The organism is Flavobacterium sp. H4147 (genome assembly GCF_029360735.1).
GTDB classification, from domain to species: domain Bacteria; phylum Bacteroidota; class Bacteroidia; order Flavobacteriales; family Flavobacteriaceae; genus Flavobacterium; species Flavobacterium endoglycinae.
This window is the reverse complement of record NZ_JARKNB010000003.1, coordinates 501,349-516,692: the sequence shown is the minus strand read 5'-3', so window position 1 is coordinate 516,692 and position 15,344 is coordinate 501,349. Positions and strand designations below refer to the sequence as shown.

Here is a 15,344-nt window from a genome sequence, read left to right as displayed (position 1 = left end):
CGGATATAATAATTACGAAATCGATTGCTAAAATAGCGTATTTAAATTTATTTTTCCAATATAATCCAATTGTTCTTTATAATAAGTATGCACTTTTAACATAATTAACCGGAATTATAAAGGATAGTACAGGACAGTTTTGTTTTTAACATTACATTATTTTACAAAACCAAATTAACTATCACAATTAACCAAAAACAAATATTATTAAATGGAGTCATTATTAGGAATCATTTTTCATTCTATCGGAGGATTCTCTTCAGGTAGTTTTTATATGCCTTTCAAGAAAGTTAAAAATTGGGCATGGGAAAGTTACTGGCTCGTAGGTGGATTTTTTTCATGGTTAATTGTACCGCCAATTGCCGCTTATTTAACGATTCCTAACTTTACAGAAATCATCGCTGCAGCTTCACCTTCTATTAAAGCTTTTACATTTTCAATGGGCTTAATCTGGGGAATCGGCGGATTAACATACGGTCTTGGCGTTCGTTACTTAGGAATGTCATTAGGAAACTCCATCATTTTAGGATTCTGCTCGGCATTTGGAGCATTAGTTCCCTCTATTTACTACGATTTATATCCAACATCAGGAAAAGTATCTTTTACCGATATGCTCGGAAATTCTGGCGGACAACTGGTTTTATTAGGAGTTGCAGTTTGCTTATTGGGAATTGCCATTTCAGGAAAAGCAGGAATGCTGAAAGAAAAAGACTTTGCCGTGGGACATGAAGATAAAGACAAAGATTTCAGCCTCGTAAAAGGTTTAATCATTGCCGTTGTTTCGGGGATTTTAAGTTCATTCTTCAATTATGGAATCGAAGCAGGAAAACCAATGGCAGAACAAGCTGTAATTAACGGCTCAAATCCTTTGTTTCAAAATAATGTCACGTATATTGTGTTGCTTTGGGGAGGTTTAACAACCAACTTTATCTGGTGCATTTACCTAAACTTCAAAAACAAAACAATCGGTGATTATACCAATAAATCAACACCGATTACCAAAAATATCCTTTTTTCAGCTTTGGCGGGAACAATGTGGTTTCTGCAGTTTTTCTTCTACGGAATGGGAGAAAGCAAATTAGGAAACGGAGCCAGCTCATGGATTCTGCACATGGCCACGATTATTTTAACCGCAAACTTCTGGGGCTTTTATCTAAAAGAATGGAAAGGCGTTTCAAAGAAAACCTTCAATACTTTCCTTTTAGGAATCGCATTAATTATGCTCTCAATTGTTCTAGTCGGAATTGGAAATTCACTGTAAATATTAACCAACTATATGATAACAACGTCGAATATAAATACAAAAAATATGAATTTTAAGCATGTAAGCTATCTTTGGGATGACGATAAAGCCGAAGCATTAGCCGGAGATGAAGTAGCGCTTTTCATTTATCGTTCAAACCTTTTAGGAGCTGATTTAAGGCTTACTAACTATGGAGGAGGAAATACTTCTGTAAAAATTATTGATAAAGATCCTTTAACAGGTGAAAATTCAGAAGTAATGTGGATTAAAGGTTCTGGAGGAGACATCGGGACTTTGACAAAATCTGGTTGTGCGGCACTGTATTTAGACAGATTACGTAATCTTGAAAATGTGTATAGAGGAATTGAATTCGAAGACGAAATGGTAGAACTATTCAACCACTGTATTTTCGATTTGGCTTCAAAAGCACCTTCTATCGATACACCATTACACGGATTTTTGCCATTTAAACATATCGATCACTTACATCCAGATGCGGCAATTGCAATCGCTGCTGCGAAAGATGGAAAGAAAATCACAGATGAATTATTCGACGGAGAAATCGGTTGGGTAGGATGGCAGCGTCCTGGTTTTGACTTAGGGCTTCAATTAAGAAGCTGTTTGGAAGAAGCCGAAAAGAACGGTAAAAAACTACGCGGGATCATGTTAGGTTCTCACGGATTATTTACTTGGGGAGATACTGCATACGAAAGCTATATCAACACGCTCGAAGTTATCGAGAAATGTGCAGCCTATCTTGAAGATAACTACGGTAAAAAACGTCCCGTTTTTGGAGGTAAAAAAATCGACAGCCTTCTAGAAGCTGATCGTAAATTAAAAGCAGCAAAAGTGGCTCCAATCTTAAGAGGTTTCTGTTCGTCAGAACGTCAGATGATCGGACATTATACAGATGATGCCAGAGTTTTAGAATTTATCAACTCAAATGATCTTTCAAAACTAGCGCCGTTAGGAACTTCCTGTCCAGATCACTTTTTAAGAACTAAAATCAGCCCATTGGTTTTAGAATTAGATCCAAATGAAGATTTATCAGATGTAAATGTCGTTAAAGCAAAATTAGCTCCGGCTTTTGAAGCATATCGTGCCCTGTACAAAGACTATTACAACGCTTGTAAAAAGTCGAATTCACCTGCAATGCGTGATCCAAACCCAGTTGTGATTTTATATCCAGGAGTTGGAATGTTCACTTTTGCAAAAGATAAAACAATGGCGCGTCTGGCATCAGAATATTATATCAATGCCGTGAACGTAATGAAAGGTGCTGAAGCAGTTTCTGAATATACTTCATTACCTCACCAAGAAGCTTTTGATATTGAATATTGGTTATTGGAAGAAGCTAAATTACAACGTATGCCAAAACCAAAAGCATTATCTGGCAGAGTAGCTGTGATTACAGGTTCTGCTGGAGGAATTGGTAAAGCAATTGCTAAGAAATTTGCTCAAGAAGGTGCGTGTGTAGTAATCAACGACATCAACGAAGAGCGTTTAGAAGGGGCAACAGCAGAGTTCATCCAATTATTTGGTAAAGATGCCGTTTCAAGCACTTTGTTAAATGTTACAGATGAGGTAAGTACAGAAAAAGCATTAGATGAAGCTTGTTTAGCTTTTGGAGGTGCAGATATTATTGTAAACAATGCTGGAATCAGTATTTCTAAATCAATTGCAGAACACACTCTTGAAGAGTGGGACCGATTATACGATATTTTGGTAAAAGGACAATTTATTGTTTCGAAAGCCGGAATCGAAGTAATGCGCAAGCAGGGATTTGGAGGAGATATTGTAAACATTGTTTCTAAAAACGCAGTTGTAGCGGGGCCAAACAATCCGGGCTACGGTTCTGCAAAAGCAGCGCAGGCACATTTAACACGTTTAATGGCTGCCGAATTAGGAGCAGATAAAATCCGTGTTAATACTGTAAATCCAGATGCAGTAATCTCAGATTCAAATATTTGGTCTGGCGGATGGGCAGAAGGACGCGCAAAAGCATACGGTATTACGGTGGAAGAATTACCGGCATACTATGCAAAACGTACATTATTAAATGAAATTATTCTACCAGACGATATTGCCAATGCATGTTTCACATTTGTCGGCGGTTTCCTGAACAAATCAACAGGAAATGCCCTTAATGTAGACGGCGGAGTCGCAATGGGATTTTATAGATAATAGATAAGTTTTTTTATAAGTTTGTTTAAGCAAAAGTGGTTTTTTGTGGTCTAGCGTTCGAATTTTTTCGAACGTTAGATTTTTTTAGATGTATCACTTTTTGTAAACAAATCTACCAGCATAAATAGTAAAGTGAAACAAGAGTTTAGTGTATAGAAATTCTATATATTGTAAACTCTATTAAAAGAATAAATAACTATGTTAATCTCATCAAACCACATTGAATCTCATAACGAAGATCTATTAAAAAAACACCAGAATAAATTTGCCTTTACAACCTCAGAAATTGAAAATGCTGAAGCCATTATTCAAAAGTTAATCGATTTTCAAATTGCCATTCCATCTTGGGCTTTAGGAACAGGAGGAACAAGATTTGGACGTTTCGCCGGAGGTGGAGAACCTCGTTCATTAGAAGAAAAAATCGAAGATGTTGGATTACTTCATAAATTAAACAATGCTTCAGGAGCCATTTCACTTCATATTCCGTGGGATATTCCAACAAATTATACTGACATTAAAATACTAGCAGCACAGCACGGATTAAAGTTTGACGCCATGAACTCAAACACCTTCCAAGATCAAGCCAATGCTGAACATACTTATAAATACGGTTCTTTGCAAAACGTAAACAAAGCCGTGCGTAAACAAGCAATTGCTCACAACATAGAAGTAATTAAACACGGAATCGAATTAGGATCTGAATCTTTAACCGTTTGGTTAGCGGATGGTTCTAACTTTCCAGGACAATTAAACTTCAGAAAAGCTTATCAGAATACATTAGAAAGTTTAGAAGAAATCTACGATGCATTGCCTTCAAACTGGAAATTGTTTTTAGAATACAAATGCGCAGAACCTAATTTCTATTCGACAACAGTAGCAGATTGGGGACAATCGTATTCATATGTAAAAAAATTAGGAGACAAAGCACAAACGTTAGTCGATTTAGGACATCACCTTCCAAATGCCAATATCGAACAAATTGTTTCTTTATTATTGATGGAAAACAAATTAGGAGGATTCCACTTCAATGATTCAAAATATGGAGACGACGATTTAACTGCCGGAGCTTTAAAGCCATACCAATTATTCTTGATTTTCAATGAATTGGTTGAAGGAATGGATGCCAGAGGAATGAATCATGCAAAAGATTTAGGCTGGATGATCGATGCTTCTCACAATATCAAAGATCCGTTAGAAGACTTATTGCAGTCGGTTGAAGCCATTATGATTGCGTACGCCCAGGCACTTTCTGTTGATAGAAAAGCATTAGAAAAAGCACAAGAAGAAAATGATGTAGTAAAAGCACAGGAAATTCTTCAAAATGCATTCCGTACCGATGTTCGCGCTTTAGTGGCAGAAGCTCGTTTGCGTTCAGGAGCGGCTTTAAATCCAGTTGAATTATACCGCAGCCTTTCCGTTAGAAAAAATCTAATTGGAGAAAGAGGATTAAAAACATTGGCCACTGGGTTGTAATTATAAGTTATGAATTATAAATTATAAGTTATAAGTTAACCGTTGGGTGAAATTATTTTAACACATAGAAATCTATGTTTCTATGTGTTAAAATTAAATTTGTTTCATTTCGCCCAACAGGTTAAATTAGTGTGTACATATTTATAACTCATAATTCATAACTCATAATTCATAATTCTTGAACTCATAACTCATAATTAAGAAATGAATGTAGTTGCAATTTTTGATATTGGCAAAACAAACAAAAAGGTTTTTTTATTTGATGAAAATTATAAAATCGTCTGGGAAAAATCAGTCAACTTTGATGAAACAGTCGATGAAGATGGCTTTCCTTGTGAAGATATAAACCTTCTTAAAAATTGGATTTTTGACCGTTTAGAAGAAATAAAAAACCTGACGAGTTACGTTTTAAAAGCCATCAATTTCAGCACTTACGGCGCCAGTTTTGTCTACATCGATCAAGAAGGAAAAGTTTTAACTCCTCTGTATAATTATTTAAAAGAGTATCCAGAGAATTTAAAATCAGACTTTTATAAAAAATACAAAGGCGAAGAATCATTTGCCGTAAAAACAGCTTCTCCAGTTTTAGGAAGTTTAAATTCGGGAATGCAGATTTACCGCTTAAAAGAAGAAAAACCAGACGTGTTCGAAAAAGTAAAATACTGTCTGCATCTGCCTCAATTTTTAAGTTTTCTTTTAACGAATGAGGCTTACGCCGATATTACAAGTGTGGGCTGTCATACCAATTTGTGGAATTTCAAAAAAATGAAATATCATAAATGGCTTGAAAAAGAAGGCATTTCAAATAAAATTCCACCGTTTCATTACGGAAAAGATAGTATTAAAAATTCAGACGGACTGGCAGTTGGAGCCGGACTTCACGATAGTTCATCGGCGATAATTCCGTATACCATAAACTTTACAGAACCGTTTGTTTTATTATCGACCGGAACGTGGAGTATTTCCTTAAACCCTTTCAATAATAAACCTTTGACTTTTAAAGAATTGCAAAATGACTGTTTGTGTTATTTGCAGTACACCGAAAAACCCGTAAAAGCCGCAAGACTTTTTGCAGGAAACGAACACGAAGTACAAACAAAAAGACTAGCAGAGCATTTTAAAGTTCCACTTGATACGTACAAAGAAGTTTATTTCGATAAAAATATTGTTTCGAATTTAAGAGCTTTAAATTTTCAAATCCTATATCCTAAAAAATATAATTTTGATATTTTAAAAGAATGTCCTTTTCAAAAAAGAGACCTTTCGACTTTCAAAAATTACGAAACAGCCTACCATCAATTAATGCTGGATTTGGTAGAACAACAAGTTTTTTCAACTAATTTAGTCATTCATAACAGCCCAGTAAAAAAGATTTTTGTTGACGGAGGATTCAGCAAAAATTCAATTTACATGAACTTATTAGCAGAAGCTTTTCCAGACGTAGAAGTGTACGCCGCATCTATGGCACAGGCAAGCGCATTGGGTGCAGCATTGGCAATTCATCAAAACTGGAATCCTAAACCAATTCAAAATGATTTAATTGATTTGAAATTTTATAAGCATTAAAGTGATCGTTGATGAATAGATTAAAAATTATGAATTAAAAATTAAAACCTTTTTGATCTGATTTAATCTGCGTGAAAAAAAATAGGTAATACGTAGAAAAATAGATTTTTATGGCTAAGGTTCAGAGTAAAAAATAACATATTATTACACATAACTATGTTTGTTTAAAGAAATAAAATGTCTTTTTTTGAGCTATGAAATCTATATTTCTATGTGTTTAAAAAATAAAAATAAACTAAAATGAAAATCGGACTTTTTATACCGTGTTATGTTGATCAGTTTTACCCAAAAGTAGGAATTGCGACATACGAACTTTTGCAGAAATTAGGCTGCGAAGTTGAGTTTCCGATGGGGCAGACTTGCTGCGGCCAGCCCATGGCAAACAGCGGTTATGCACATTTAACAAAAGGCTGTGATGCCAATTTTATAGCTAATTTTTCAGGATACGATTATATTGTTTGTCCTTCCGGAAGTTGTGTTTTACATGTGAAAGACCATTTACACGACGAAAAACAGGAAGAAAAAGCCACCGCAATCCGAAATACAGTTTACGAACTGACAGAGTTTATAACTGATGTTTTAAAAATCGATCACATTGACGGAAGTTTTCCTTTTAGGGTCGGAATGCACGTAAGCTGCCACGGACAAAGAGGATTAAAGCTTTCGCAGATGTCAGAACTAAACGCACCATTTTTCTCAAAACCAGAACAATTATTGCATAGCATTAAAGGACTGGATTTGGTAGCCTTAACTCGAAAAGACGAATGCTGTGGTTTTGGAGGAACATTCTGTGTTACTGAAGAAGCGGTTTCGGTAAAAATGGGACAAGACCGAATTAAAGATCACGAAAGTCATGATGTGGATTATATTACTGGTGGAGATATGTCCTGCTTAATGCACTTAGACGGAATTCTAAAAAGACAAAAAAGCAGGATCAAAACCATTCACATTGCTGAAATATTAAATTCACTCGAAAATTAATTTTCTTTCTACCATTACGATATTAAGTTCATTTAGCTTAGTGTGGTAGATAAATAAGGGATTTAAGTGATTTTAAATTGAACTTAATTTTCTTTTCACTATTAAGAAATTAAGTTTAAAGTTTGGCTTAATTTACTTAATGCCTTAATGGTAAAAAACAACAAAAATGTCATCAGAAAAAGTAATACCGCACAGCGAAGCCGCAACAAAATTTAACAAAAATGTCGAGCGTGTCAATTGGCATGATGAAACACTTTGGTTTGTTCGTGCCAAAAGAGATAAATCAGCACACCAGATCGAAGATTGGGAATTGCTTCGCGAAACGGCTTCTAAAATAAAACTGAACGTTCTCTCCAATATTCACGACTATTTAGTTGAATTTGAAGCGAATGCTCAAAGAAACGGAATAATTGTACATTGGGCGGCAGATGCCAAAGAACATAATGAAATAGTACATTCGATTCTGGCAAAACACGATGTAAAGCAAATGGTGAAATCCAAATCGATGCTTACAGAAGAATGCCATTTAAATGATTATTTAGCCGAAAAAGGAATCGAAGTAATTGATTCTGATTTAGGTGAATATATCGTACAACTTCGAAAAGAACCGCCAAGCCATATTGTACTTCCGGCGATTCACTTAAAAAAAGAAGATGTAAGCGAAACTTTCCACGAACATTTAGGTACTGAAAAAGGAAATTTCAATCCGCAGTATTTAACAGAATCGGCTCGTCATAGTTTGCGAAATACATTTTTGACGAGGAAAGCAGCTTTAACGGGAGTTAATTTTGCTGTGGCAGAAACCGGAGAGTTTGTGGTTTGCACCAACGAAGGAAATGCCGATATGGGCGCACATTTAGCCGATGTTCATATTGCCTGTATGGGATTTGAGAAATTAATTCCGAAAAGAGAACACTTAGGCGTTTTTCTGAGATTATTGGCCAGAAGTGCAACAGGACAGCCCATTACAACTTTTTCGAGTCATTTTAAAAAGCCAAGAGACGGAAAAGAAATGCACATCGTAATTGTAGACAATGGCAGAAGTACACAATTAGGAAGAGAAGACTTTAGAAATTCGCTAAAATGTATTCGTTGTGGTGCGTGTATGAACACTTGTCCAGTCTACCGACGAAGCGGCGGACACAGTTATCACAATGCGGTTGCAGGACCAATTGGTTCTATTTTGGCACCAAACCTAGATATGAGCAAAAATGCCGATCTGCCTTTTGCAAGTACGCTTTGTGGTTCTTGTACCAACGTTTGTCCCGTAAAAATCGATATTCACGATCAGCTGTACAAATGGCGTCAGGTTTTGGTAAAAGAAGGACATACGCCAAAAGCAAAATCCATCGCCATGAAAACTATGGCAACCGTTTTAGCTAATCCAACGATTTTTAATATTGCTGGAAAATCAGGAAGATTTGTAATGAAAAATGTGCCAGCAATGGTCAACAATAAAATGAACAAATGGTACGATCAGCGTGAAATGCCTGATGTTCCAGAACAATCCTTTAGAGAATGGTACAAGAAAAATTCTAGGGAATCTAAAAATAAAGAAAATGAGCAGTAAAGCCGAAATCCTAAAAAGAATCAAACTGAACCAGCCTAATGTTGCTGCAGACCTGCCAGATTTAACCGTTTTAGGTTCGGAACAATTTGATACAATCGAAACCTATAAAACGGTTTTAAAAGGCATTGGAGGTGATCCAGTTGAAGTTGCTGATTATACAGAGATTATCAAGTACATCAAATCCAATTACAATCTGGAAAAAAGATTAATCACAACGCTTCCAGAACTTTCAGAAATAGCATCTTTAGACTGGAAAAATACCGATCCGCATTCGCTTGAAAATGTAGAACTAACTGTTATTAAAGCCCATTTTGGAGTAGCCGAAAACAGCGGACTCTGGGTAACAGATGATATTTTAGGACAGCGTGTTGCGCCTTTCATTGCACAATATCTAGCGATTATCGTTCATAAGAGCGATATTGTACGCACGATGCAGCAAGCATATGATCGAATTGGAAATCAAGAATACGGTTTTGGAACTTTTATTGCCGGGCCTTCAAAAACGGCTGATATTGAACAATCGCTGGTTTTAGGTGCACATGGCGCAAGAGGATTAATTGTCTTTTTGTTGGATTAACAAATTGACGAAAATAAACACAAAGAGGATTTTAAATCCTCTTTTTTTGTTATTATAAATCAAAAATTTTAGGACGTCAGTAATTAAAAGTCTATTTTTATGTAACTGGATCATAAAAAAGAATTAGAATGAAAAACGAAAAAAATCTTAAAGCAATAGCTTTTGGCGAAGTATTGTGGGATGTTTTTGATGGTGAAAAGAAAATAGGAGGAGCACCGTTAAATGTGGCGTTGCGTATGAAGTCCTTTGATGCTGATACCGCAATGATTAGCTGTGTAGGAAATGATGAAGAGGGAAGGGAAATTATAAATAAAGTAAAAGAGTTGGGATTGGAAACGGATACTATAAGTATTTCAAATGAATATCCAACAGGTCTGGTTGAAGTAACTTTAAACGAAAGTGGTTCTGCAACTTATGAAATCAATTATCCGTCGGCTTGGGATAAAATTGTATTGGATCAGAAATCCAGATCGATTGTCTCAGAAGCAGATGTCTTAATTTATGGCAGTTTGATCTCAAGAGATAAAGTTTCACGATTAGCGCTTCAGGAATTATTGCAGGCAGATATTTACAAGGTTTTTGATGTCAATCTGAGAAAACCACATTATTCATATCCCGTTTTAGAGCAGTTAATGGAGTCTGCAGATTTTATAAAGTTTAATGACGAAGAATTACTTGAAATTACCGCTTTTTTTGGCTTTATCTCGTCTAATCTTCGTGAAAACATGAAATTTATTTCCAGTATTACAGAAGCGAAAGCAATGTGTGTGACACGCGGAAAACATGGCGCTTTGTTATATTGGAAAGGAAAACTGTACGAAAACAAAGGCTATCCAGTAAAAGTGGTTGATACGGTAGGAGCAGGCGATTCTTTTTTAGCAGCTTTAATTACGTCACTGCTTTCAGGAAAAGAACCTCAGGATTCAATTGATTTTGCCTGTGCGGTTGGAGCGTTAGTTGCCGGATCTCCAGGAGCAAATCCGCAATTGTCGGATGCTGCAATCGAGGAGTTTAAGAATAAAAATTAAAAATTATTAAGATAGAAAAGCCTTAAATGTGATTTCATTTGAGGCTTTTTAATTAATGAAAACTTATAAGTAATAATTCGTTAAAAATATTATACAAAGATAAAATCCTATAAAAACCAAACGAAAACCATCATTTCTACATTCATTATTCTAAAATTTTATAAAATTAGCTTATAATTGTACTTTTTACAAGAATATAAAAAAGTGTGTTTTGAAGCGTTTTGTTCTCTATTTTCTGCTGATACTAAGTTTTTCTTCGATAGGATATTCACAAGATTATCCCATAAAGTTTCTTGATATTTCAGATGGTCTTTCTAATAATTCAGTTACAACCATTTTTCAAGACAGTGAAGGCTATATGTGGTTCGGAACGTATGATGGACTAAACCGTTATGACGGCTACAATTTCAAAGTTTTTAGAAACCGCATCAACGACAAAAAATCGCTTTTATTCAATACCATTTACAACATCGAAGGCGACTCTCGAAAAAACATCTGGGTTGGCGGAACAAATGGTGTCAGTATTTACAGTAAATCTTCAGGGACTTTTCATTCGGTTGAATATATTTCCCAAAATAAAAAACCTCAATCGTTAAAAGATATCATTCATCAAATGCGTTCAGTATCAGAAAATCTGGTTTTGGTCGCTTCTCAAAATTTAGGTTTAATTGTTTTTGAAAATGGTTCTTTTACTGGAAAGCAAATTCCGCTGACTGTTTTAGGCAACCGAATCAGCGTCAATAATTACGATGCAATTGCCATTCAAGAAAACAAACAAAAAAATGCCTGCTGGATTTACGTCCGAAATGTTGGGGTATGCAGTTATCATTACAAAACAAAAGATCTAAAAGTAGTTTTTCCGCTTTCGATGGGCGTAAAATCAATGAAATTGGCTCCCGATGGAAATCTTTGGCTAGGAACAGATGAAGGTCTTTTTTTGCTCAGCATTCAAAACGGAAGCGTTTCAAATAATTACTTCTCCAGCAAATGCAGTGTTACTGATATTTTGGTAGATAAAAAAGGTGAAGTCTGGCTGACAACAGATGGATGCGGTATTTTTTACGTCAATGTAAGTCTTAAAAAAACAATTCCGTACAATATTTCAAAAGGAACAGAACTTGCCAAAAGTAATTCAGTTTGGAGTTTATACGAAGATCAATCTGGCAACAAATGGTTTGGTTCGCTTCGAGGCGGAATCAGTATGTTGAGCGATACGCCAAAATATTTCAAAAACATTAAATACAACGCTAAAGAGCCAGCGGAAAACTTTATTTTATCTTTCTGCGAAGATGAAAAAAACAACGTTTGGATTGGTACAGACGGCGCAGGTTTAAAATATTGGAACCGAAAAAATAATACGTACACCAATTACAATACAACACTTTCGAGTCATTTCATAACTGGAATTGTCCGCGACAATAATAACGATATTTGGTTGTCAACTTGGGCAGGCGGCGTCAATAGAATTAATAAAAGCAGCAATACGATTACTCAGTTTTCGTGTTACAATCCGTATACAAAACAGGTAGAAAAAAACATTTGGTTTGTTTATAAAGATTCAAAAGGAAATATCTGGGCAAGTGCGACCAACGAAGGTTCGCTATATCTTTTTGATCGTTCCCAAAACAACTTTGTACTTTTTGATAAAAATATAAACAACCTGCAGTCACTTACAGAAACCAGTGACGGAAAGCTTTGGGGCGGAAATTATACTTCGTTGATTTCAATTGAAAAAGAAACCAGAAAAATCCATAAAACAGTTATTGGAAACCCAATTCGATGTATTCATGAAGACAAAGACAAAAACCTCTGGCTTGGAACACAAGAAGGCGGTTTGGTCTTATTTGACCGAAAAAATAATACCTTTAAAAGACTAACAACAGATGACGGACTTCCGTCAAATACCGTTTTGAGATTGCTTGAAGATAAAGAAGGAAATCTCTGGATGAGTACTTACAATGGCATTTGCAAGTTTGATAAAAAACGAAAAACCTTCCGTAATTTTTCGGTAAATGATGGTTTACAAAGCAATCAGTTTAGTTTTAATGCCGGAATCAAATTATCATCGGGAGAATTTTTATTTGGCGGTATAAACGGTTTCAACATCTTTTTCCCAGAAAAAATCAAAGGATTCAATCAGAAAAATCATGTTTTGCTGACGGATTTTTATGTAAACAATCAGCCTATTGAAGAAAGCAAAGCCGAAGTTGACCCCGATTCAGATAAAATAAAAGATGTTAGCCTAGCGTATGATCAAACGACATTATCATTAGAATTTGTCGCACTCGATTATAACAATGCCGACAAAATTAATTACGCCTATTTTCTAGATGGATGGGATGAACAATGGAGTTATGTCGGCCAGACCCGAAAAGCCAATTACTCAAAACTTCCAGAAGGAAAATACACTTTTAAAGTAAAAACGACCAATTTTCAAGGAGGCTGGAACAAAGAAGTCAGTTTGGTAACTATAGAAGTCTTGCCGCCGTGGTACAGGACCTGGTGGGCGTATACTTTGTATTTTTTGGCGACAGCCGGATTGTTATTCGTGTATTTGGATTATCATAAAAACAAAGAAAAACTAAAATACAAGGTGAAAATCGCCGAACTGGAAAGTAAAAAAGAAAAAGAGATAGCCGAAAAACAGTCGTCGATGTTTACCTATATTTCGCATGAATTCAGAACACCGCTTTCGCTGATAATTAATCCGTTGAAAAAAGCCGTTCAGAAAGAAAATGTCGAAAACGGATCATCTGGAAGCGATTTGGCAATAGCACATCGTAACGCCAGAAGACTTTTGAGTCTGGTAGATCAATTGTTATTGTTTAGAAAAGCCGAAAACGATGCCGATTCTCTGCGTTTGTCTCCAATTAACGTTAATAATCTGTGTAATGAAGTGTATCAATGTTTTGTCAATCAAGCAAAAGAAAAAAACATCAATTATGGATTTACCATTCCAGAACACGAAATCACGATTATTGGGGATTATGAAAAAATAGAAATTTCTTTATTTAATTTAATGTCGAATGCCTTCAAATACACACCAATTGGAGGTGAAATAAAACTAACACTTACCGAAAACGATGATGAAGTTTTCCTAGAAATATCGGACAATGGCGACGGAATCGACAAAAAAGATATTGATGTTATTTTTGAAAAATTCAAACAAATCAATTCTAAAGTTTCGGTTGGAACCGGTTTCGGAATTGGACTTTACATCGTCAAATACTTTGTCGACAAACATAAAGGAACCGTAAGCTGTACGAGTGAAACGGGAAAGGGAAGTACGTTTAAACTTGCCTTTTTAAAAGGAAACAGCCATTTTGAAGATATTGAAATTATAAACGACAAACCGCAGAGAAGCCAGTTATTTGACGAATTAATTCCAGATGAAATTGAAGAAATCAATTCGGTTTCAACTTCAAATACGGCTGAAAGTGATTTCCAGCAGATCATGCTTACTGAGAAACGCACCGTTTTAATTATCGATGATAATGCCGAAATAAGAGCGTATTTGATTAAGTTATTTTCGGAGAATTATATCGTGTACAGTGCCGAAAATGGGGAAGACGGTTTAAAACTGACCAAAAAACACATGCCCGATCTTGTGATAAGTGATATTACAATGGAAGAAATGGACGGTTTGGAATTGTGCCGAAAAATTAAAGAAGATAATGCCTTATCTCATATTCCGGTTATTTTATTAACGGCATCTAAAAATCCCGAAACTCATTTGCAGGGAATCAATGAAGGAGCTGATGATTATATTACGAAACCTTTTGATGATGATATTCTCACAGCACGTGTCGAATCGTTATTAAGAAACCGGCACAATCTGCGTACGTATTTCTTAGACAGCATTACGCTGAAAGAAAACACACAGAAAGTGCCTATAGAATATCAGGAAATCTTAAAGAAATGTATCGATATAGTCGAAGCCAATATTCACAAAAGAGATTTCACCATTAAAAACTTCGCACTCGAAATGGGTATGAGCCACAGAACGCTGTATACTAAAATCAAAATCATTTCAGGACAGACTTTAAATGCTTTTATTCGTTCTGTCCGGATTAGAAGAGCGGCGATGTTAATGCTTACAGAAGACATGAATATTACACAAGCCAGTTCCGAAGTTGGATTTGAAGACCCAAAATATTTCAGACAGCAGTTTGTAAAACTTTTCGGGATGACTCCATCAGAATATATTAAAAAGTACAAGAGTTCATTTAACTCTGATTTGAATATTATCAAATAAACTCCATTAGAATTTAGATTTTTCCTTTGCTTTTTAATCAAATACAACACGCCGATTTTTTGACTCTAACGTTTGAGTTCGAAAGTCGGCGTTTAAAATGCTAATTGTGTATTGTGTAAAAATATGCTGTTATTTTTTCGTATTTGTTAATTTTTAACTCTAAATAATAGTTAATTGCAATTTTGACCTCCTTTTTTTTCCAATTTACCCCTCCTTAAAAGTGTGAATTAAACATTTCTTTGCAATACCGATAACCAATTTAAGGTTTGTTATGGGAATTAATTAATAAGTGTTTTTGTTTTAAAGATAAGTGTTTATCAGTTTAAAGAATTGAGCCTTCTTTAAACTAAGTAGTAAGAGTTGGTTTTACAATATTACTTATCAAACCCGCGGTTTCAGCTGCGGGTTTCAAAACAAAAAAAGCTAATTCTGAAAAAGGATAGATATCAAGAAGAAAGAATAAATAG

Annotated in this window: 9 protein-coding genes; all 9 read left to right on the top strand. The window is 35.3% G+C overall.

Annotated elements, in window-relative coordinates:
- Positions 1–211 precede the first annotated feature (211 nt).
- The 9 genes from rhaT (at position 212) to P2W75_RS16175 (ending at position 14,877) form a co-directional block, all read left to right on the top strand.
- Positions 212–1,261 (top strand): L-rhamnose/proton symporter RhaT, encoded by a 1,050-nt coding sequence (gene rhaT, locus P2W75_RS16215; protein WP_276381285.1) that lies wholly within the window; start codon positions 212–214, stop codon positions 1,259–1,261.
- 48 nt (positions 1,262–1,309) lie between these two features.
- The gene (locus P2W75_RS16210; protein ID WP_276381284.1) at positions 1,310–3,427 is read left to right on the top strand and encodes a bifunctional aldolase/short-chain dehydrogenase; all 2,118 of its coding nucleotides are present in this window, start codon (positions 1,310–1,312) and stop codon (positions 3,425–3,427) included.
- A gap of 198 nt (positions 3,428–3,625) precedes the next feature.
- Complete coding sequence (locus tag P2W75_RS16205) at positions 3,626–4,900, top strand: TIM barrel protein (protein WP_207295811.1); 1,275 nt, start codon at positions 3,626–3,628, stop codon at positions 4,898–4,900.
- A gap of 204 nt (positions 4,901–5,104) precedes the next feature.
- Entirely contained in the window at positions 5,105–6,466 is a 1,362-nt protein-coding gene (locus tag P2W75_RS16200; protein ID WP_276381283.1) for an FGGY-family carbohydrate kinase, read from the top strand.
- Between the two features lie 240 nt (positions 6,467–6,706).
- Positions 6,707–7,447, top strand: coding sequence for a (Fe-S)-binding protein (locus P2W75_RS16195; protein ID WP_276381282.1), 741 nt, complete (start codon positions 6,707–6,709; stop codon positions 7,445–7,447).
- Between the two features lie 166 nt (positions 7,448–7,613).
- Positions 7,614–9,017 carry a lactate utilization protein B gene (locus tag P2W75_RS16190; RefSeq protein WP_276381281.1) on the top strand — a complete coding sequence of 468 codons (1,404 nt, stop codon included), beginning with the start codon at positions 7,614–7,616 and terminating at the stop codon, positions 9,015–9,017.
- On the top strand, positions 9,007–9,594 hold the full coding sequence (locus P2W75_RS16185) for an LUD domain-containing protein (protein WP_276381280.1): 588 nt from the start codon (positions 9,007–9,009) through the stop codon (positions 9,592–9,594). Before P2W75_RS16190 ends, P2W75_RS16185 begins: the two co-directional genes overlap by 11 nt.
- Positions 9,595–9,722: 128 nt before the next feature.
- Positions 9,723–10,622 carry a carbohydrate kinase gene (locus P2W75_RS16180; RefSeq protein WP_276381279.1) on the top strand — a complete coding sequence of 300 codons (900 nt, stop codon included), beginning with the start codon at positions 9,723–9,725 and terminating at the stop codon, positions 10,620–10,622.
- 211 nt (positions 10,623–10,833) lie between these two features.
- The gene (locus tag P2W75_RS16175) at positions 10,834–14,877 is read left to right on the top strand and encodes a two-component regulator propeller domain-containing protein (protein ID WP_276381278.1); all 4,044 of its coding nucleotides are present in this window, start codon (positions 10,834–10,836) and stop codon (positions 14,875–14,877) included.
- The last annotated feature ends 467 nt before the right edge of the window (positions 14,878–15,344 follow it).